This is a genomic window from Niastella sp. sgz303648 (assembly GCF_059587045.1).
The window spans coordinates 356072-375879 of the sequence record NZ_JCAPSW010000005.1 but is presented as its reverse complement, the minus strand read 5'-3'; the positions used below and the strand labels follow the sequence as shown (position 1 = coordinate 375879).

20 protein-coding genes are annotated in these 19808 nt (G+C 41.3%); 10 read left to right on the top strand and 10 right to left on the bottom strand.

Features of this window, described 5'->3' with window-relative positions; translation table 11 throughout:
• The first annotated feature begins 36 nt into the window (after positions 1-36).
• The gene (locus AC59IL_RS17155) at positions 37-1002 is read left to right on the top strand and encodes an FKBP-type peptidyl-prolyl cis-trans isomerase (protein ID WP_496553396.1); all 966 of its coding nucleotides are present in this window, start codon (positions 37-39) and stop codon (positions 1000-1002) included.
• 70 nt (positions 1003-1072) lie between these two features.
• Here AC59IL_RS17155 and AC59IL_RS17150 read toward each other — a convergent pair whose 3' ends face one another.
• Positions 1073-2143 (bottom strand): creatininase family protein, encoded by a 1071-nt coding sequence (locus AC59IL_RS17150; RefSeq protein ID WP_496553395.1) that lies wholly within the window; start codon positions 2141-2143, stop codon positions 1073-1075.
• Between the two features lie 134 nt (positions 2144-2277).
• Positions 2278-3117, bottom strand: coding sequence for a dihydropteroate synthase (gene folP / locus AC59IL_RS17145; protein WP_496553394.1), 840 nt, complete (start codon positions 3115-3117; stop codon positions 2278-2280).
• Positions 3118-3283: 166 nt separating this feature from the next.
• Between folP and AC59IL_RS17140 the strand changes: the two genes are divergently transcribed.
• The 3 genes from AC59IL_RS17140 to AC59IL_RS17130 all read left to right on the top strand — a co-directional run bounded on the left by AC59IL_RS17140 (position 3284) and on the right by AC59IL_RS17130 (position 6545).
• A complete protein-coding gene (locus AC59IL_RS17140; protein WP_496553393.1) occupies positions 3284-4447 on the top strand; it encodes a BT_3928 family protein in 1164 nt (387 codons plus the stop codon).
• Positions 4448-4493: 46 nt separating this feature from the next.
• Complete coding sequence (locus AC59IL_RS17135; RefSeq protein ID WP_496553392.1) at positions 4494-5543, top strand: ABC transporter permease; 1050 nt, start codon at positions 4494-4496, stop codon at positions 5541-5543.
• A gap of 105 nt (positions 5544-5648) precedes the next feature.
• Positions 5649-6545 carry an SMP-30/gluconolactonase/LRE family protein gene (locus AC59IL_RS17130; protein ID WP_496553391.1) on the top strand — a complete coding sequence of 299 codons (897 nt, stop codon included), beginning with the start codon at positions 5649-5651 and terminating at the stop codon, positions 6543-6545.
• Positions 6546-6629: 84 nt separating this feature from the next.
• Here the strand turns inward: AC59IL_RS17130 and AC59IL_RS17125 are convergent, their stop codons facing one another.
• Positions 6630-6911 (bottom strand): DciA family protein, encoded by a 282-nt coding sequence (locus tag AC59IL_RS17125; protein ID WP_496553390.1) that lies wholly within the window; start codon positions 6909-6911, stop codon positions 6630-6632.
• A gap of 130 nt (positions 6912-7041) precedes the next feature.
• On the bottom strand, positions 7042-8127 hold the full coding sequence (recF, locus tag AC59IL_RS17120; protein ID WP_496553389.1) for a DNA replication/repair protein RecF: 1086 nt from the start codon (positions 8125-8127) through the stop codon (positions 7042-7044).
• Positions 8128-8949: 822 nt separating this feature from the next.
• Here recF and pdhA point away from each other — a divergent pair.
• From pdhA to bamJ, 5 genes are all read left to right on the top strand, one after another.
• Positions 8950-9945 carry a pyruvate dehydrogenase (acetyl-transferring) E1 component subunit alpha gene (pdhA, locus tag AC59IL_RS17115; RefSeq protein ID WP_496553388.1) on the top strand — a complete coding sequence of 332 codons (996 nt, stop codon included), beginning with the start codon at positions 8950-8952 and terminating at the stop codon, positions 9943-9945.
• Positions 9946-9995: 50 nt separating this feature from the next.
• Entirely contained in the window at positions 9996-10691 is a 696-nt protein-coding gene (locus AC59IL_RS17110) for a tetratricopeptide repeat protein (protein WP_496553387.1), read from the top strand.
• Positions 10692-10792: 101 nt separating this feature from the next.
• Positions 10793-11293, top strand: a complete 501-nt coding sequence (ribH, locus tag AC59IL_RS17105; RefSeq protein ID WP_496553386.1) for a 6,7-dimethyl-8-ribityllumazine synthase — start codon at positions 10793-10795, stop codon at positions 11291-11293.
• A gap of 75 nt (positions 11294-11368) precedes the next feature.
• A complete protein-coding gene (locus AC59IL_RS17100) occupies positions 11369-12091 on the top strand; it encodes a (Fe-S)-binding protein (RefSeq protein WP_496553385.1) in 723 nt (240 codons plus the stop codon).
• A 107-nt stretch (positions 12092-12198) separates the two neighbouring features.
• Positions 12199-12738, top strand: coding sequence for a BamJ family beta-barrel-assembly machinery protein (bamJ, locus tag AC59IL_RS17095; protein ID WP_496553384.1), 540 nt, complete (start codon positions 12199-12201; stop codon positions 12736-12738).
• Between the two features lie 4 nt (positions 12739-12742).
• Here bamJ and AC59IL_RS17090 read toward each other — a convergent pair whose 3' ends face one another.
• The 4 genes from AC59IL_RS17090 to AC59IL_RS17075 all read right to left on the bottom strand — a co-directional run bounded on the left by AC59IL_RS17090 (position 12743) and on the right by AC59IL_RS17075 (position 16548).
• The gene (locus AC59IL_RS17090) at positions 12743-13570 is read right to left on the bottom strand and encodes a hypothetical protein (RefSeq protein ID WP_496553383.1); all 828 of its coding nucleotides are present in this window, start codon (positions 13568-13570) and stop codon (positions 12743-12745) included.
• A 138-nt stretch (positions 13571-13708) separates the two neighbouring features.
• Positions 13709-14710 (bottom strand): NADP-dependent oxidoreductase, encoded by a 1002-nt coding sequence (locus tag AC59IL_RS17085; protein WP_496553382.1) that lies wholly within the window; start codon positions 14708-14710, stop codon positions 13709-13711.
• A gap of 69 nt (positions 14711-14779) precedes the next feature.
• Positions 14780-15682 (bottom strand): alpha/beta fold hydrolase, encoded by a 903-nt coding sequence (locus tag AC59IL_RS17080; protein WP_496553381.1) that lies wholly within the window; start codon positions 15680-15682, stop codon positions 14780-14782.
• 62 nt (positions 15683-15744) lie between these two features.
• Entirely contained in the window at positions 15745-16548 is an 804-nt protein-coding gene (locus AC59IL_RS17075; protein WP_496553380.1) for an SDR family NAD(P)-dependent oxidoreductase, read from the bottom strand.
• 88 nt (positions 16549-16636) lie between these two features.
• On the opposite strand from AC59IL_RS17075, the gene AC59IL_RS17070 reads away from it, so the two are divergent.
• The gene (locus AC59IL_RS17070; protein ID WP_496553379.1) at positions 16637-17044 is read left to right on the top strand and encodes a winged helix-turn-helix transcriptional regulator; all 408 of its coding nucleotides are present in this window, start codon (positions 16637-16639) and stop codon (positions 17042-17044) included.
• A gap of 93 nt (positions 17045-17137) precedes the next feature.
• On the opposite strand, the gene AC59IL_RS17065 is transcribed toward AC59IL_RS17070, so the two are convergent.
• Both AC59IL_RS17065 and AC59IL_RS17060 read right to left on the bottom strand, forming a co-directional pair.
• The gene (locus AC59IL_RS17065; protein ID WP_496553378.1) at positions 17138-19306 is read right to left on the bottom strand and encodes a TonB-dependent receptor; all 2169 of its coding nucleotides are present in this window, start codon (positions 19304-19306) and stop codon (positions 17138-17140) included.
• Positions 19307-19387: 81 nt separating this feature from the next.
• Entirely contained in the window at positions 19388-19711 is a 324-nt protein-coding gene (locus tag AC59IL_RS17060) for a DUF6660 family protein (RefSeq protein WP_496553377.1), read from the bottom strand.
• Positions 19712-19808 lie beyond the last annotated feature (97 nt).

Below are 19808 nucleotides of genomic sequence, written 5' to 3'. Positions count from 1 at the left end.
TAAATCGGGCTTTTGAAAAAAACACAAAATATTCAGATGAAAAAAACAACTTTCTTATTAAGTGCCCTTACACTGCTGTTACTGGGAACAGCCTGTAAAAACAGCGGGTTCAAAAAAACAAAAAGCGGCCTGCTGTATAAAATTATTCCCTCAGGCAGCGGCCCGGTTGTAAAACGTGGAGATATTATTAAAATTCACTTTGTACATAAATTAAGAGATTCTATACTCGCCAATTCGTACGAACAAATGCCTTTTTATGCAAAGGTCGATAGCATTGGCCCTGTATATGATCCCCAGGAAATTTTCCCTTTATTGCGTAAAGGTGATAGCGCCGTTGTAATTCGTTTGGCCGACAGCCTCCAAAAAAAGCAAGGCATGTTGCCCGAGTTCATTAAGCCCAAAGACAAACTGGTTCTTTCTTTTAAAGTGGTAGATGTATTTACTGCAGATAGCGTAGCTCAGAAAGATCAGATGGCCGAAATGCAAAAGGCTCAGGAAAAACAACAGAAAAAGCTCGAAAGCCTGAAAGGCCCCAAAGCAAAAGAAATAGAAGATTACCTGGCTAAAAATAAAATTCAATACCAAAAGGGCCCTCAGGGTACTTATGTTGAAATAAAAGACCCCGGTAATGGTGCTCAGGTTGATTCAGGAAAACATGTATCGGTTCGTTATACCGGTAAAGTATTCCCTTCGATGAAAGTGTTCGAAAGCAATATGGAACCCGGCAAACAACCTTTTGATGTGGTAGTTGGCACCCATGCAGTAATTGCTGGTTGGGACGAAGGTTTGAAATACTTCAAAAAAGGCGGAAAAGGAACTTTATACATTCCGTTCTTCCTGGCATATGGCCCGCAACAAGGCCCCGGTGGCAGCCAGTTCGAAAACCTGGTATTTGATATTGAAGTGGCTGATGTTAGCGATTCTGCTAAAAAACAAGCTATGCCTCCTATGCCTATGCAACAAATGCCGCATGGTCAACCACAAGGCCAGCCGAAAAAATAAACTTTACTGACAAAGTCAGGATTGTATAAAAGAGGGTTGCATTACGTGCAGCCCTCTTTTAATTTGAACCTTATTTCTTTTTTCCAACTACCATATCTCCATTAGTCAGCTCAAGTCTTATTGATATTATTGCCCCGGCATCATTGCGGATAAACCATGCTTCGAACAGCGTTCCCGGGAAATAATCATTTCCCTCAGCATACAATTTTCCTTTGGCCCGGTTATTCCACTGGCAATACAAGGCATTCTGTTCAAAAGTAATCAGTATGCTTTTTTTGTCGTTCGTTTCATATTCACCGGTATAAGGTTGTAAGTTAACAGCCACGGATTGGGGTAATGCTGCATTGCGTAAACTATCGATATCCTTTTTTATAATCTGTATCAGCCCTGCGGTTAGCACTTTTCCTTTTTCTTTGGTAGCCAGCGTGGCATCGCCATAAATTCCGCTGGGAGTAAACATGCCCGGTTGCATGCTGTCGCGAACCATTATGCCAAAACCTGATCGTTTGCCATATTCCTCCTTTGCTTTCTGCATATCTACTTTATTAGGGTACATGTACAGCATTATAGATGTTTCGGCCTCATCGGCATGTGTGCCTTCTTTTTCCTGTAAAATTTTTTTATTCAAAGCAGTTAATTCCGGCCCCACTAAATCGGTAAATGTCATTAGTATTCCTTCTTCGGCCAATTGGGCAGAGGCCGGTTTCAGCGCTGCATTGGTACTAACCCCGTAATTGATCACGTAAAACCGCTTTGGCCCATATCCGGCAAGGCTTCGACATATATCCACAATCGAATTTTTTGTCGTTGATTGACGGAAGGTTGTAGATCCCGGAAAGTTGAGGAAGAATGGATAATATGAATAATTGATAGTAGGCGCTATAATTACCGGTTCCGTTCTGGCAATTTCATTTTTCAAAAATTCAACCTGTAAAAAATCAGCATCAAGCGGCAAATGCGGACCATGCTCTTTGGAGCCGGCCCCCAATGGTATCACTATTACCGTTTCGGGTGTTAATAGTGACTCAGCTTTTGTCCAGGGAATATCTTCTAAAAAAATGGCTTTGTAACCGGGCCGGCTAACCTGTGCTATTGCCATTACCGGCAATAGATAGCATAACAGAAAAAAGAATTTTCTCATGGTAGTTGATTAATGGATGAAAGGAATAATCGAAATGTGGAGATTTCCTTAAGATAATGGGATATGCAGATACCTTGTCAAAACATGCTGTTTTGAAAGATAATAAAAAAAATAAATTAAAGAAAACGTTGATTTTACACAGATGTGAAAGGCTGAACCCGCCCAACTAATTCAATCGCTTCTTTCGCTTCCTTTACATCATGCACCCGTAATATATGCGCGCCGTTCATGAGTGCGATCGTATTTAAAACCGTGGTTCCGTTCAATGCTTCGCCGGCGGTTATGCCCAGTGTTTTATAGATGGTCGATTTGCGGGAAAGTCCGATGAGTATAGGTTTTTCAAGCACTTTAAATACGGCCAGATCTTTCAGCAACGTAAAATTGTGAACAGGTGTTTTGGCAAAGCCAAACCCGGGATCGATTATAATATCGGTTATACCTGCCTTATGGCATTCGGCTATTTTTTGTATAAAGAAATCAAGCACCTCTCGTGTTACATTTTCATAATTGGTAAACTGTTGCATGGTAGCCGGCGTTCCTCTCATATGAGTACATACATAGGGAACATTCAATCGGCCAACCGCAGGTAACATTTGCGTATCGATGGCGCCTGCACTGATATCATTTACGATCGATGCACCGGCTGCCACCGCTTCGGTGGCTACGCGGGCGTAATAAGTATCGATTGAAATAATAGCTTCGGGAAAATTAAAATGCAGCGATTCAATGGCGCCGGCCACCCGGCTCAGTTCTTCTTCTTCCGAAACGGTGGCGCTGTTCGGCCTTGTGCTTTGTCCGCCGATATCGAGTATCGCGGCCCCTTCTTTAAGCATTTGTTCGGCCTGGTGCAAAATGCCCGTTTTGCCCATAAACCGGCTTCCTTCGTAAAAAGAATCCGGCGTGGTGTTAATAATACCCATTACCACCGGTTTATCCACAGTTAGTAAACGTCCCTTACAATTCAGCGTATACATTTATTGTTTGTTCATTACATTTGATGCGAAGATAAGGAAGTCGGAAGTTTGAAGCCGGAAGTCGGAAATTGACAGGTTTACAGGTTGAAAAGTTGATAAGTTAATCCCTGCGGACCCATTGCCGATTGCCGTTTCACGATTCACCATTGACTATTCACAATATCGCATGAAAATTATATTAAACATATCCCGTATTATCGTTGGCGTTCTGTTTATTTTTTCAGGACTGGTTAAGGCCAATGACCCCCTTGGACTAAGTTATAAAATGCAGGAATTTTTTGAAGTGTGGGGGTGGACCTTCCTTGATAACTTTACCCTTGCGTTTTCGGTAGCAATGATCGCTTTTGAAATCATTGCCGGTGTGGCTGTGCTGGTTGGCTGGCAAATGAAACTGTTCAGCTGGTTGTTGCTGCTGCTGATCCTGTTCTTCACCTTTCTTACCGGATACGCCCTGTTCAGTGGTAAAATTCGCGAATGTGGTTGCTTTGGCGATTGTATTCCCTTAACCGCCGATCAGTCGTTTATGAAAGATCTGATTTTGCTGGTGCTGATCGGTTTTATTTTCTGGAAGCGAAATCAAATAACTCCTGCATTGAATGCCATGTACAGCATGGTGTCGCTTTTCTTTGCAGCGATTTTTTCATTTGCCTTTCAATGGTACGTGCTGATACATTTGCCGGTAAAAGATTGTTTGCCCTATAAGATCGGTAATAATATTGTAGAAAAGATGAAGGCGCCGCCCGGCTCCATTCCCGATAGCACCGTCATTAGCTTTGTATATGAAAAAGCCGGCAAACAGGTGGAATTTACAGCAGATAACTTTCCGGAAGATTATAACGAATCGACCTATAAATTCGTAAAACGGTACGATAAAGTGGTGCGCAAAGGCAATGCGTCGCCGGCTATTAAAGATTTTTCGCTGCAAACGTTTTTTGAGAACGATAGCACCCAGGCATTGCTGAATGAAGACCAGTACCAGTTGTATTTATTTTTGAAGAACGGCTACTCAACAGATGGCGAATGGACCAATTTATTAAGCATGGTAATGCGCAGTGCTGAAAAAAAGCATATTAAAGGATTTATGGTTACCAATGTGCCCATTGAAACGTTGCGCAAAAATCCGCCCGATGTGTTTTATGCGTTTACGCCGCTCCGTTGCGATGCCACCGCTATCAAAACAGCCGCACGTACCAATCCCGCTTTGTTTTTGATTAAAAAAGGAACTATTTTAAATAAATGGAGCTACGCCGATCTGGAACAGGCATTGCTTGTAGTGAATAATTTGCCGGGCAATGCACCTGCTGAACAAATTGGTGAAGTGCCAAAGTGAGTTGGCAACTACGAACTGAATTTTAACATGTTAAAATAAACACAACTTGATAAAATACCTGGCAAAACGTATCCTCTACGGCATATTGGTTATGCTGGGTGTTGTTGTACTTGTATTTTTATTATTTCAGGGTTTTGCCGATCCTTCGCGCCTTGTGATGGGGCAGCGGGCAGATGCCGCAACACAGGAAAACATTCGCCGTGAATTATACCTCGATCAGCCTAAGTGGAAGCAGTTTGTATTATACATAAACGATCTGTCGCCCGTTGGCATACATTCCGACAGCGAAATAGTAAAAAAACAACTGAAAGGTTTTTTTGTGGGCAGCGGCATCAATATTGGCATTAAGCTGCCTTATCTGCGACGTTCGTATCAAACCAAAAAAAATGTAGGAGAAGTATTGCTCGAGGCGCTGCCCGGCACCCTGTTGCTGGCGATTGCCGCTATGTGCATTGCTGTTGTGATAGGCATCCCGCTGGGGGTGCTGGCTGCTGTGAAAAAAGATACATGGATGGATACAGGGGCTATATTTACAAGCATATTGGGTATTTCGGCGCCTTCGTTCTTCATGGGTATTGTTATCGCATACCTGTTTGGATTTGTATGGAGCCATTTCACCGGTTTGCATATGACCGGAAGCTGGCGCGATATGGATGAAGTTACCGGACAACCATACTGGTCGTTACAAAACCTGTGGTTGCCTGCACTAACACTGGGCATTCGTCCGCTGGCTATCATAACCCAGCTAACACGCAGCGCCATGCTCGATGTATTGAACCAGGATTATATTCGAACCGCTTATGCAAAAGGGTTATCAAAACGGGTCGTTGTGTGGAAGCATGCATTGCGCAATGCCCTGAACCCGGTAATTACGGCCATCACCGGATGGTTTGCCGAATTGCTGGCCGGAGCTTTTTTTGTAGAATATATTTTTGGCTGGAAGGGAATCGGAAAAGTTACCGTAGATGCACTCGAAAAGCTCGATTTTCCGGTGGTTATGGGCTCGGTGCTGATCACCTCTTTCTTTTTTATACTGGTGAATATACTGGCCGATGTGTTATATGCGGTGGTTGACCCCAGGGTGAGGCTGGAATAAAGTAATAAGTTGTAAGTAATAAGTGGTAAGTAGAGCAGTACAGAAGGTGCTTTCGGGAAACTTATAACATAAAACTTATAACTTACAACTTTCAAGAACTATATTATGAAAAAAATTATCATAGCAATCGGCGCCCTTGTTATTGTTGCCGCATGTCATCGTAAGTTGAGTCCGCAGCAGGAGTTTAATAAAACGCTGTTCAAAGCTTTTGACCAAACGGCCGAAAACCTGTTTACCAATAACTGCGAAGGCCCGGCAGTAGATAAAGAAGGTCGTTTATTTGTAGTGAATTTTCAAAAAGACGGCACCATTGGCCTGGTTCAGCCCGATGGTAAAGTTGAATTGTTTTTAACCCTTCCCAATAAAAGCGTAGGCAACAGCATTCAGTTTAATGCCAAAGGCAATATGCTGGTGGCCGATTTTGTAGAGCATAATGTATTGGAAGTTGATCCTGTAACCAAAGAAGTTTCGGTGTATTGTCACGAAGACCGCTTTAACCAGCCCAATGATATCTGCATCAGTAAAAAAGGGATCGTGTATGCTTCTGATCCCAACTGGCAACAGCAAACCGGACAAATCTGGAAAATAGGCGCTGATCGCAAAGCCGTTTTGCTGAAAGGTGCCATGGGCACTACCAATGGTATTTGTTTAAGTCCAGATGAAAAGATTTTATATGTGAATGAAAGCATTCAGCGCCGCATCTGGGCTTTTGATCTGGATGAAAGCGGAAATATAAAAAGCCAGCGCACTTTTGCTTCGTTCAACGATTTTGGAATGGATGGCATGAAATGCGACAGCAAAGGCAATTTATATGTATGCCGTCATGGTAAAGGCACTGTTGCCATCTTCAATTCCGATGGCCGCCAGATACAGGAAGTTGAGTTAAAAGGAAAATCGGTAAGCAATATCACTTTCGGTGGTAAAGATGATAAAACCTGTTTTTGTACGTTGCAGGACAGAAAATGTATTGAGAAGTTTAGAACGGATATAGCAGGGAAATAAAAATCAATAGGCAAGAAGCAATAGGCAATTAGCAATAAACAATTGGCGAAGTAAGGGCATTGTCAATTGCCTGTTGTCAATTGCTTATTGTATTACCACTTCCTTAATCACATTCTCACCCAGCGCTTCATTCACCCGCTTAATAATATTATCCTTCTGATACAGCAGTTCCTGTTTCAGGGGGGCCATGGTGGTGGTGATGTACAGGGTTTTGCCGTGTATTTGTATTTTGTCGGTGTATTTGGCAATCGTTTTGCCCATGATCTTTTCCCACACATCTTCAATCTGCAAGGCCTGAATAGAGCCTTTCAGCCGGCTGTGATTCAGAAAATACTTCAGGGCATCGCCTAATGAATATTCTCCCATGAGTGCAAGGTAGGAAAAAACATGAAGTCTGATGTCAGATGTCTGAAGTCAGAAGACTCTGTAATTTGAAATTGCTGAGAAGAATCGAACCGCGGGTTCTTCTGACTTCTGACTTCCGACTTCCGACTTCTTATTTCAGACACAAAAGTTGGTATTTCATTCCCAAACTATCAAAATGAAATTGAATGCGATCAGCATGCGTGTCGGTAATAAACACCTGACCCGCATTTTGTATACATACATGATCGAGCAGATTGTGCATACGATCGGCGTCGAGTTTTTCAAACACATCATCCAGCAACAACAGGGGAGGGAAGCCCTTCGATTGCTTCAGCGTTTCAAATTCGGCCAGCTTCATGGCAAACAGCAAACTTTTGCGTTGCCCTTGTGAAGCAAGCGCTTTAAAAGGCTGACTGTTCAACTGTATGCTGATATCATCGCGGTGAATACCACCGCTGGTGCGTTGCAGTTGCAGGTCTTTGGGGCGAAGGCGGTTCAGTAACTGGCCAAAACCAGTGTCGTGCAGCTGGCTGTCGTAATGTAGGGTTACCGGTTCAGTGGCGCCGGCTATCTGGTTATAAAACCGGTTCACCAGCGGCAGAAATTCGTTTACAAATTGGGTTCTTTTCCGGTATACATAATCGCCGTAGCGCGTTAGTTGTTCATCGTAAACATCGAGTAATTTATGGTCGGTGCTGTTTTTTTCGGCCAGCGATTTTAAAAATCCATTCCGTTGCTGCAGCACCCTGTTATAATCCATCAGGTGCAGAATATAGGCGCTGTCGAGCTGGCACAGCATAACATCAAGCAACCGGCGCCGTTCCTCACTTCCGCCGGTGATGATCTGCACATCATCGGGCGCAATAATTACGCAGGGCAGGCGGCCTATATGGGTGGCCAGTTTTTCAACCGGTTCGTTTTGTACAATAAATTCCTTGCGACCGGTTTCGCGTAAAATGCAAACCACTTTCAGCGGTTCATTTTGCAGGGTAAAATTGCCTTCGATGCGAAATCCGGCGGCGCCGTGCAACACATTCTGACTGTCGCTTCGGGTGAAATAACTTTTTGTAAAACAGCAATAATGCACCGCATCCAGCAGATTGGTTTTGCCAACTCCGTTCGAACCGCAAATACCCACAATCCGTTCGGTGAACGGAAATTGCGCATTGTTATAATTCTTAAACTGGGTGAGCGATATGTTGTTTAAAAAAAGCAAATTCCAGACTCCGGATTTTTAAAATTAAGGGTGCAATATAGCGTTTATGGTTTGTGGTTTATGGTTTGTGGTTTGAAGTTGCTGCCGCGCTTTGGAATTTCATTATCGAATCAGGCACTTTAAAAGTGTAACAGGGCAAAATTGCATGGTAAGTTTCATTAAAAGAACCATAAACCCCGTCCGACCGGGTCATCCGGGCGGGCACAAACTTCAAACCTCAAATCCTATGTTTGAACGCAGAGGTGCTTTGCAGTGAACAAGTCACAAAAAAGTGATGAGTCGCCTGCCATGTTGCAAACAAATCATTTCTGTTTAATGGCAACCCGGGATTGTTTGAATGCAAGTTTGCTTTGCAGCATTCTTTTTGGGTGATATAGCGCACAGCGACCTTCATATAGCGCACAGCGTTCTATAACCTGAGCACAAATCGAAAAAGTAAGCACACAATTTTCAAAAATCTGCAATCAAAGTAAAAAAATTGCGAATAAATACGGCACAGTGGGTTATTTCAATGGTATTGTGTGCTATTTCAATTTAAAAGTGCACTATTTCCACTGTGGTTTGCTCTATATTGGTCTTTATGTTCACTACTTTTAAAAATTGTGTGCTAAATGCAGCCGGGAGACGCTAAAAATCACCAACCACTTCAAAAATCAGGGTTGGGAGGGCAAAATTGGGGTCCTTAACACACAAACCATCAAACAATTCTGCACTTTATTACCTAACCCTCAAGCAATCAAACCATTTAACGGGCGTAAAATCTAAAATCTGTAGTCGAAATTCCCTTGTTACCCTTATCTTTGCCCCTCAAATTTTTATACTGTGGCGTCTAAATTCTCCAAAGAAACGTATTTGTACTGGTACGAATTAATGCAGGTAATCCGTCAATTTGAACTCGCAGCTGAAGAAAAATACAAGATGGAAGGCAAGATCCGTGGCTTTTTCCACGCTTATGTAGGGCAGGAAGCCATTGCCGCCGGCTGTATGACCGCTACCCGTCAGGAAGATCCTTTTGTAACCGCATACCGCGATCACGGTCTGGCCCTGGCTAAAGGCATGAGCCCCGAGTCGTGTATGGCCGAATTATATGGTAAAGCCACCGGTTGTGCCAAAGGAAAGGGCGGAAGTATGCACTTTTTCGGAAAAAAAGAATATTTCTTTGGTGGTCATGGAATTGTAGGCGCTCAGATAGGAACAGGGGCCGGACTGGCCTTTGCTGAAAAATACAAAGGAACCGACAACGTGTCGCTTACCTTTTTTGGCGACGGCGCTGCCCGCCAGGGTATGTTGCACGAAGTTTTTAATATGGCCATGACCTGGAAATTACCGGCTATATTCATTTGCGAAAATAACAACTACGCCATGGGTACTTCGGTAGAGCGTACCAGCAACGTGGTAGATATTTATAAACTGGCCGATGCTTACGAAATGCCCGCCGATTCGATCGATGGTATGAGTGCCGAAGCTGTACATGAAGGCGTAGCCCGTGCCGTGAAAAGAGCCCGTGACGGCGGTGGCCCAACTTTACTGGAAATTAAAACTTACCGGTATAAAGGTCACTCTATCTCTGACCCGCAGAAATACCGCACCAAAGAAGAAGTAGAAGAATACAAACAACGCGACCCCATTCAACTGGTGCTGAACACCATTTTGAAGAACAAGTACGCTACCAAAGATGAAATTGAACAGATCAATAAACGGGTGAACGATAAAGTTGCAGCTGCAGTGAAATTTGCCGAAGAGTCGCCATGGCCGTCAGACGATGAAGTATTAAAAGATATCGTAATGGAGCCCAACTATCCGTTTATTGTTGACTAAAAAATATATAAGTCCCTAAACAACATCTTGTAACTAAAACAATATCATTCATGGCAACTGAAGTTAAACAAGTGCCTGAACAAACTACCGAAAAATCAGCCGAAGAAAAAGTTGTGGATTCTGCCCGCGATTTCTGGGCTAAGAATAATAAAGTAATTACCTATGTAATTGCCGGTTTGGTAGTGGTGATCGGAGGCTATTTTGTATATAACAACTTCTTCAAAGGCCCTCAGGAAACAAAGGCCGCTGAAGCTATCTGGAAAGCCGAAGACTATTTCAGACAGGATTCTTTTAACCTCGCTTTAAACGGCGACGGTGTTAACCAGGGTTTTTTGAAAGCCATTTCAAAACATGGCGGTACAAAAGCCGGTAACCTGGCAAAATTATATGCCGGTGCCTGCTATTTAAAATTGGGCGATTTTAATAACGCCATTAAATACCTGAAAGATTTTTCAACCGATCAGGTAGAAGTAAAACTGCGTGCAACCGGTTTACTGGGCGATGCCTATTCAGAGCTGGGCAAAAAACAGGAAGCCATTGACAATTATAAAAAGGCAGGAACTTTATTCGAAGAAGACGATGTTAATTCACCCGAATACCTGTTCCGCGCAGCCATGCTGAACCAGGAACTGGGCAAAAGCAAGGATGCCATTGAGCTGCTGCACATGATCAAAGATAAATATCCCAATAGCCAACGTGCTTTTGAAGCTGATAAGTACTTAGGAAAGTTGGGAGACTTAAATTAAGGATAACGAATTAATGTTACAAGTTACAGGTTACACGTTACAAGGAGTGTACGAATCGGAATCCCTGAAACCTGCAACTTGCAACCTGAAACCTTAACAAGATGGCTGACGTTAGCAATAGCAAATTATTAGATATAAATACAGGCATTCCGGATACGAATGCCTGTATTGTTATAGTACGTACCGATTGGAATGCAGCAATTATAGATGAACTGGAAAAAGGCTGCCTGAAGATATTTAAGCGCGAAGGGTTGAATAACATTCGTGTTATTACTGTGCCCGGCGCCTTCGAAATTCCCTTTGGTATAAAAAGTTACTGGGACGCGAATAAGTATAAAGATGATCGTCCGGTAGCATTTATTGCATTGGGCTGCGTGCTGCGTGGCGATACGCCACATTTTGAATATGTATGCCGCGGCGTTACCGACGGCGTTATGCAATTGAATTTAACTTTGCCCATACCGGTTATTTTTGGTGTGTTGACTGTTGATACCGACCAGCAGGCGCAGGAGCGCATTGGCGGTAAGCACGGTCACAAGGGCGAAGAAGCCGCCATTACTGCGCTGAAGATGATAGCAGTTATGAATTCGTATAAGCGATGAGTTGATGATTAGTTGAAAAGTTGACCAGTTAATCAGTCAACATATCAACTTGTTAACTTGTAAACTTGCTAACTGATGAACGTTCAACTATTTATACCCTGCTTTGTTGACCAACTGTATGCGCAAACGGCCTTTAATATGGTAAAAGTGCTGGAAAAAGCAGGGTGCACTGTACATTATAATACCAATCAAACCTGTTGCGGACAACCTGCCTATAACGCCGGATTCTGGGACGACGCCCGCGATGTGTGCTCGAAATTCATAAAAGACTTCAGCGGCAACAGCGATTATATAGTTGCGCCCAGTGCTTCCTGTACTGGTTTTGTAAAAAATTACTACGCTTCACTTTTCGAAAATACAACTCAGCTCAATGAAGTAAAACGGCTGGGTGCGCGTGCATACGAGTTTACCGATTTTATGGTAAATGTTTTGAAAATAGAAGATGTAGGCGCTTCGTTTCATGCCAAAGCCACTTACCACGATTCGTGCGCAGGATTGCGTGAATGTAAGATCAAACAGGAACCCCGCAAATTACTGGCCAACGTAAAAGGATTGGAACTCGTTGAAATGAACGATGTGGAAACCTGTTGCGGATTTGGCGGTACATTTGCCGTTAAGTTTGATCCTATTTCAATTGGTATGGCCGATCAAAAAAGCACGAATGCCAAAGCTACCGGCGCCGAATGCATCATCTCTACCGATTTATCGTGCCTCATGCACCTCGATGGCTATATTCGCCGCAAAGGCATGGGATTGCAAACAATGCATATTGCCGATGTGCTGGCGAGCGGATGGTGATTTCGGTTTGAGGTTTGTAGTTTATGGTTTGTGGTTGCTGCCGCACTTTGGAAATTCATTAGTAAATCCGATACATTAAAAGTGCAACAGGAACAAATTTGCACAGTATGATTCACCTAAGAACCACAAACTTTAAACCAGAAACCGTAAACCTTAAATTGGTTTTTTACTTCGACATTCAATATTTAAAATTCATTATTCAATATTTCGTTATGGGTATCGCTGATAAACTCTTTCAGGCAAAAAAAGAAAAAGCAGCCGCAAATCTGAAAGCCGGACAAGACTTTCTTGAAGCCAATAAACAAAAACCCGGTGTGGTAGCATTACCCAGCGGATTGCAATATGAGATCATTACCGAAGGTACCGGCTCAATGCCAAAAGCCACCAGTAATGTAACCTGTCATTACCATGGTACCCTCATCGATGGAACCGTATTCGACAGTTCGGTAAAACGCGGTCAGCCCGCTACTTTTCCGTTAAACAGAGTGATCAAAGGCTGGACGGAAGGTTTACAACTAATGCCTGCCGGTAGTAAATGGCGTTTTTTCATTCCTCCCCAATTGGCTTATGGCGAACAACAGGTAAGTGCTCAGATAGGCCCTAACAGTACGTTGATATTTGAGGTTGAGTTGTTGAGCTTTAGCTAAGCGTTTAATAATATGAATAGCTGGCGCCTATAGTGAACAGTTGTCCGGCCATGTTCCCACTGGTGAATAACAACTCTCCTGTTTTTGAAACGGGTGTTTTGTTTGGGTTATACGTGTATGTATAAGTTGCCGTATAGTTATCCCCGTCGCCCGTAAGCATTTCCTTTAAAGGGTTGTTTTTCATTAAATGTAATTTCGGAAGCACTAATAAATGATCATGAATGCCATCGTGAATGAGGGTAAAGTCGTCTACATTCATTTTGTCGTCGTATTGATCATAGTGAATAGTATAATTAATTTCAGGTGAACCCGAAATGGCCGGCCGGTATTCATTCATTTCCTTTAGGTTACCATCCTGGTGATAAACGAAGGAAACGGAGCGGTCGATGATAAAGTTATTACCTGTTTTATGGTCCCATTCTACTTTTGTTACATGGGTGCCGCTGTAAGTAAAGTTTACATGTCTGTATAACTCATTGTTTTCCCTTATAAAATGAATGGTAGACACATTACCTTCATTGTCGTAGAAGTAGCGAAGCGTATCGTGATTTACAATAATGTTATTCCTCATTTCACTAATTCTTCCATTACTATAAAATACATTGTACATATTGAATCCTGAAGCAAAATCGGCTTTGGTAACCAAACTATCAGGGCCGTATTCAAAATGATAATAGGGCGAAGGAAGGTTGGGTATTATAATATCTTTCAGTAATATTTTAGGAGTATGTTCAGGAGGCGGTGAGGGGTCAGGATCAACAGAATGCTCTTTTTTGCAGCATATCAGTGTTGCAGCAAAAAACATTGTAAACAAAATAGGTACGACCTTCATGTGATAAGATTTACCAGGAGTACGGTACTATTTAGTCGATGGTTGTTGCTGTTTCAAAAGATTTTTTTCAAATTCGGTTTATAAAATCATTGGTATGTTGTTATCATGAAAAGAACAATCATTTTTGCACTCCCGGATTTATTTTATTTTAATAACAACTTTACCTTTTGCACGGCCAGTTTCTACATATGCCATGGCTTCATTGGTTTGTTCAAATGGAAATACCTTGTCCATAACTGGTTTTATAACACCAGAATCAATAAGTGAAGTAATTTGGCTTAATTGATTACCCTGTGCCCTCATAAAAAGAAATGAAAAGCCTACATGAAGACGTTTTGCTTTTTTTCTCACTCCGGCGCTCAAAAGGCGCATTATTAATTTCACGAACCAGGGCGCTCTGATTTCTTCTGCAAAACCGGGATCAGGTGGACCAGAGATAGAAATAAGTTTTCCACCAGGCTTTAATATGCGCAGGGATTTTTCAAGTGTCTTTGCATCCTGACTGTTCAACACTACATCGTAATCTTTAAGTATTGTTTCAAAATTATCCTTCTTATAATCAATTACAATATCTGCACCGAGACTTTTTACTAAATCAATATTAGCAGTACTTGTTGTGGTAGCTACAACAGCTCCCAAATGTTTCGCTAATTGAATTGCAAATGTGCCCACGCCACCCGAGCCTGCCTGGATGAAAACTTTTTGCCCTTTCTTCAGATTCGCTTTTTCAATGAGTGCCTGCCATGCAGTTAAACCAACCAATGGAATAGAAGCTGCTTCTTCCATAGAAAGATTTTTTGGTTTTAGAGCAACATCATTTTCATTAATTGCAATTTGTTCTGCAAAAGTGCCAATTCTATGGTCTGCCGGTCGGGCATACACTTCGTCGCCAGGTTTGAATTGCTTTACACCTGAACCTGCTTTAACTACAATTCCTGCTACGTCGTGCCCCAAAGTAAAAGGTGGTTTATAGGGAAGAATTAACTTAAACTCACCGTTTCTTATTTTGGAATCCAGGAGGTTTACGCCGGTAGCATGAACCTGAACCAATACCTCATTTTGACCTGCAGCAGGTGTTGCTACATCGCTAAGTTGTAACGTTTCTTTTTTGCCGTAGCGTTTCAATACAAATGCTTTCATGTTAGTTGTTATTATTTTCAATTATTTTAGTTCGTTTTCCTGGGTAAAGATTTCCAAATCCAGCATCACTTACTTCGCTAAAAACGCTAATGCACTTTTAACAAACTCTTCATGATACTGAAATATTCCTCCGTGCCCGGCATCTTTATACACTATTATTTCAGAATTAGTAATACGCTTTGCTAAATCAGTAGTATTACTGCTCGGCACCATTCTGTCATTTTCGCCATTTGCTACTAATACGGGTTGTTTAATTACTGATAAATTCTGTGGCGCTTGTAGTCCCCAGGCATGAATTGCTTTGAGTTGTCTTTGAAAGTTGCCAATTCGCATCCTTTTATCCCGATTTTCTTTTCGTTCGTTTAGCCGTGTTAAAAATTCCTTCGCTGATTTCTTTCCATTTTCATTTCTATTGAAAAAAAGATAAGTTTTTGCATCTTTAAAACTTAATAAGCCTCTGAGAATATCCTGATAGGTAATCTTTGTAACATTTTTTATGCCCTCACCGCCGGCAGGGCCGGTACCTGCTATTATAGCATTACGAACAAGTTGTGGTTCCTGAAGTAATATTTCCTGCGAAATGAAACCGCCTAACGAAAAGCCAACCAAATCAACCTTTTCATAGCCTAACGCATGAATAAAAGCTCTTGCATCTTTTGCCATTTCAGTAATAGTTTTTGGCGTTTTACCTTTCGTAGCACCTACGCCACGATTATCAAAGCAAATTATTTGATGTTTTGACGCTATGCCATCCATAATTCGGGGGTCGCAATTATCCATTGTAGCGGCTAAGTGGTTAAGAAAGATTATTGGTATACCGGGATTATTCTCACCAAGTTTTCGATAATAAAAATCTGTTCCACCTACATTGATAGTTTTTGTTTTCACATTTTGAAACGTGATATCTGAGCCAGTTTTGGGAACATAATTTGCTACATTATTTTGTGCAAATGGGGTGTTTGCTTTTGCCATGATTAGTAATGTTATTAGAATTATTTTTTTCATTTTTTGACTAAATTTTATTTACTAATCAACTATTTCGCAGCATTCACATTTTTCAGGATAGTACTTTCAAGTACATTATATGCAAAACGTTGCAGTGTAAGAATCGTAGAAGAGCCTTTGCCAACAGGATAACTGTATTTTGGAGCTTTTTCATTTATAATTTTCAAGACCGTATTTATAACGGGTTCCGGCCCCGGGGCATTCTTAAATTGGGTTTTAGTATAAGCCGAAATTTTTTGCCGGAATACATCATAATCTTTGATATCGCCTGTTGCGGCAGTTGCACTATTACCAATATTTGTTTTGAAACTTGAAGGTTCAACCATGCTTACCATTATATTGAATTGGTTTAATTCAAGGCGCAAGGCTTTGAAATATCCTTCCAAAGCATGCTTTGAAGCTGCGTAATAAGCGACATTTGGAAGACTAACCAAACCGAGCAAAGAGCCAACGGTAATTATTTTGCCTTGTTTTTGCTTTCTGAAATAGGGCAGCAACTCGTTTGTAAGTTTAATAGTTCCCCAAAAATTGGTTTCAAATTGCTGTTTTCCTATTTCAATAGAGGTTTCTTCTGCAAGCCCTGTTACTAAGTATCCTGCATTATTTATCAGCACATCCAACTTATTGATTTGACTGAACAGTTGCTTGCCAAAAGATTTGATAGAACTGTCATCAGCAATATCCAACGCTAATAATTTAAAAGGCAGTTTAGCCTGATATTTTTCCGGGTTACGGCTTGTTCCGATTACATGGAAGCCACTTTCATAAAGCTTTTGGGCGATCAGGAGTCCAAAACCTGAAGAAGCCCCTGTTATTAAGATTGTTTGTTTCATTTCCCGATGTTTTGTAATTTTACTTGCAAATTGCAAGTGCAAATATATATATTACTTGCAAAATGCAAGTGTTTTTTAAAATATTTTTATGGCCAAATCAAAAAAAAGATCAGATTGCCCTGTTAGTTGTTCCCTTGATATTTGGGGCGACAAGTGGTCGCTGTTGATTATCAGGGATTTAATGTTTGCAAAAGAGTGCACTTATGGTGACTTTCTAAAATCTCCGGAAGGTATAGCCACGAATATTCTGGCTTCAAGGTTAGAAGTACTTGAAGAAAACAAGCTTATTGAAAAATTAGAACACCCGGATAGTAAAGCCAAAGTGTTGTATAAGTTAACCCGAAAAGGAATTGACTTGCTTCCGATCATGATTGAAATAAACTTATGGGCTGAAAAATATTTTACTATTCCGGAAGACAGAAAAGCAATGTTAAAAGAGGTGAAGAAGGATAAGGCCGGATTTATTAAAGCAATGACAAAAGAATTGACGGTTTGAAGATTTCTGCTTACACAAAATTTATTTGAACCACATTGGAGAATTATCGATCTCCAGCTATTCTTTTATATTGAAATGTTTAATAACTATGTATTATAATTTTAGTTTTAGCCCCCCATTTACCACAAATCCATCCAAAGGCGCATATATGTCTCTGAATACCGGATGGGTAACAGTGCCGGTGTAAATACTGTCAAACCTTGTTTGTCGGGTATCGGTAAAGTTTTCAAAATTCACAAACAATGAAAACCGTTCCCATATTTTTTCGGCCATAAACCCGCATGTCCAGTAAGACTTTCCGGTAGTGCCATCATTCAGGGCTTGCTTGCTGTAATAATATGCTTCCAGTCCAATCTTCCATTTATCCTCTATTTCGTACATCAATACATTGTTAAGGCGATGCTTCGCTGTCAATGGATTTTCTTTTTTCACGCCGCCTTCATGCAACCAGGCATCTGTAAAAGTGTAACCAATAAACAATTTGAAGTCTTCGTATGCTAATTTAACATTGGTTTCCCATCCTTTGGTATCAACATAACCATCTGCATTTACCAGTTGGTACTGGTTAGCCGGTGCATTTTGTAATAATAATGGATGATTGATGCGTGTATAAAAGAAAAGCTGGTTTATACTTACACTTAATTTACCAAACAGGGAAGTGCGGTAATTCATATCAAAGTTAGCACCGTATGACTTTTCCAGTTTATTATTGTTCGGGTTAACAGGCAGCACCGATCTGAACTGTATTCGCTCCGTTTCTTCGGTGAATATACCAGGCGTTTTGTATCCAAAGCCACCACCTGCACGGGAGGTAAGTTTTGGAGAGATTTTAAAAAGTGCAGAAACACGCGGTAAAAACACAAAACCGTAATCAATAATATAATCCCCCCGAACACCGGTTTCTAATTGCAGCCAATCTGTAGCTTTCCAGGTATTTTGAATAAAGCCACCCATGGTGTTCTGATCATAATTCCGTTTAGGGAAACCATCCTTAGAATATTCTTTGAAATTATCAGTATACAGGTTTAAACCCGCAACCCAATCAGCTTTTTCCTGATTATTATTGTAGGTAATTTCCGAATAGGTAGACTTCTGAACCCCATCAAAAGTATAGCCGGGTATAGTAATGGTTCTATTAAAGTTATTGAAAGAGTTTTTTACAAACACGCTACTGTTTTTGTTAAACTGATGCTCCAGCGAAAACTGAGTGGCAAAACGGCTGCTTTTATTTTTTTCAAAGTAACTATGTGTACTATCGCCTTTTCCTTTAATGTACTGAATATCCCCGCCAGTGCGATCTTCAAAGGTGGTATTTACCCCAATATTCATTTTTGTTTTCGGGCTGAAATAAATAAACAGTTTAGGGTTGAACACATATCTTTCTGTTTTGGGAATAGCTGTAAATTCTGTATTGGATGGGTCATAGGGTTTATTACTGTTGCGGGATGCAAATACAGTTAAACCTACCTTTTCAAATTTTTGACCATAGAATCCGTTAATATCGAGCCCTCCGGCTGAAGTGCCATTGACTAAAAAACGTAGCTCTCTATCTTCCGTTGGCACTTTCGGAATAAGATTAACTAACCCGGCAATAGCCCCGCCGCCATATAAAGTAGAGGAAGCGCCCTTTATAACTTCTACCTGTTTAAGGTCTAAAGGTGGTGTTTGAAGCAGGCCCAGGCCGCCGGAAAAACCGGCATACAAAGGAAAACCATCTTTCAGTATTTGGGTATATCGGCCATCCAGCCCTTGAATGCGAATACTTGAATTTGCAGAAGTAGCTGATACCTGCTGCGTTTGTATGCCAGTGCTTTCATTCAGCATCATGCGTATATCACCTGGTTTCATATTTCCTTTTTCTTCCAGTTCTTCACCACCTATAAATTCAACGCGGGTAGGTATATTCTGTATAGTCCGCGTGCTACGTGTAGAAGATATTACCACTTCTCCCATTTGTTCTCCTGCTGCTTCCAATAATATTAGCAGCGTATCATTGGCACGAGGGAAAGTCAATATTTCTGTTTGTTCCTTATAGCCAACAAAACGGAAAGAAAACACCTGCTTGCCGTTGGGTATATTAGAAATAATAACAACCCCGTTATCATCCGCTTGCGTTCCTTTGTTTGTTCCTGCTAATAATACAGTAGCGCCTGAAAGCCTTCCTTTTGTATCTGCATCTTTTATAATGGCTGTTAATATGTTTTGAGCTATGCACAGATTGTTTATGCAAAGCAATAGCATTAAGCCTGCAACTTTTCTCATTTTAAAACGAAATATATTATAGAATGAACCAATCATACTACCTGGCTGAAGGTAGCAGCATTAAATACAATGAGGGAGTTTTTAAACCATTTTAGGAGGTTGCCAAACGGAAGATGGGAAATCAACAATTGGCTGCACAGCATGGCAATATTGCAACCTGGTAACCGGGGGCAAGGTTTTTGAAAATTCAATTACGATGTTTGGTATTACAACGCCGCCATGACAGGCGCCGCAGGCAAAGAAAGGGGAACAAGGACAAGCTGGCTTGCGGTCTGAATGTTCGGTTTGTTTGTTAGATGTGGTTGTTTGGGATATCTCATCATTGCAGCAGTCATCATTGGCATTACAGGGAATGCCTGATAATAACAGTACATATAATGAAAATAAACAAACCAACCATTTCATAGTGTAAATATACACCAGGTTACCGAATCGGTCCCGCATTATATACTACAGTCTTTTCAGCAATGAGGTGTGTCAGTTAACAAAATTCCCGGATTAG

What these genes read in the sequence shown, in the direction of transcription:
- AC59IL_RS17100 (WP_496553385.1), top strand. Translation starts at nt 11,369, where the DNA reads ATGAACGTTCAACTATTTATACCCTGCTTTGTTGACCAACTGTATGCG.
- AC59IL_RS17150 (WP_496553395.1), bottom strand. Translation starts at nt 2,143, where the DNA reads ATGAGAAAATTCTTTTTTCTGTTATGCTATCTATTGCCGGTAATGGCA.
- AC59IL_RS17065 (WP_496553378.1), bottom strand. Translation starts at nt 19,306, where the DNA reads ATGAGAAAAGTTGCAGGCTTAATGCTATTGCTTTGCATAAACAATCTG.
- AC59IL_RS17110 (WP_496553387.1), top strand. Translation starts at nt 9,996, where the DNA reads ATGGCAACTGAAGTTAAACAAGTGCCTGAACAAACTACCGAAAAATCA.
- AC59IL_RS17125 (WP_496553390.1), bottom strand. Translation starts at nt 6,911, where the DNA reads ATGGGAGAATATTCATTAGGCGATGCCCTGAAGTATTTTCTGAATCAC.
- AC59IL_RS17155 (WP_496553396.1), top strand. Translation starts at nt 37, where the DNA reads ATGAAAAAAACAACTTTCTTATTAAGTGCCCTTACACTGCTGTTACTG.
- folP (WP_496553394.1), bottom strand. Translation starts at nt 3,117, where the DNA reads ATGTATACGCTGAATTGTAAGGGACGTTTACTAACTGTGGATAAACCG.
- AC59IL_RS17085 (WP_496553382.1), bottom strand. Translation starts at nt 14,710, where the DNA reads ATGAAAGCATTTGTATTGAAACGCTACGGCAAAAAAGAAACGTTACAA.
- AC59IL_RS17090 (WP_496553383.1), bottom strand. Translation starts at nt 13,570, where the DNA reads ATGAAGGTCGTACCTATTTTGTTTACAATGTTTTTTGCTGCAACACTG.
- AC59IL_RS17130 (WP_496553391.1), top strand. Translation starts at nt 5,649, where the DNA reads ATGAAAAAAATTATCATAGCAATCGGCGCCCTTGTTATTGTTGCCGCA.
- AC59IL_RS17075 (WP_496553380.1), bottom strand. Translation starts at nt 16,548, where the DNA reads ATGAAACAAACAATCTTAATAACAGGGGCTTCTTCAGGTTTTGGACTC.
- AC59IL_RS17080 (WP_496553381.1), bottom strand. Translation starts at nt 15,682, where the DNA reads ATGGCAAAAGCAAACACCCCATTTGCACAAAATAATGTAGCAAATTAT.
- bamJ (WP_496553384.1), top strand. Translation starts at nt 12,199, where the DNA reads ATGATTCACCTAAGAACCACAAACTTTAAACCAGAAACCGTAAACCTT.
- AC59IL_RS17070 (WP_496553379.1), top strand. Translation starts at nt 16,637, where the DNA reads ATGGCCAAATCAAAAAAAAGATCAGATTGCCCTGTTAGTTGTTCCCTT.
- AC59IL_RS17140 (WP_496553393.1), top strand. Translation starts at nt 3,284, where the DNA reads ATGAAAATTATATTAAACATATCCCGTATTATCGTTGGCGTTCTGTTT.
- ribH (WP_496553386.1), top strand. Translation starts at nt 10,793, where the DNA reads ATGGCTGACGTTAGCAATAGCAAATTATTAGATATAAATACAGGCATT.
- AC59IL_RS17060 (WP_496553377.1), bottom strand. Translation starts at nt 19,711, where the DNA reads ATGAAATGGTTGGTTTGTTTATTTTCATTATATGTACTGTTATTATCA.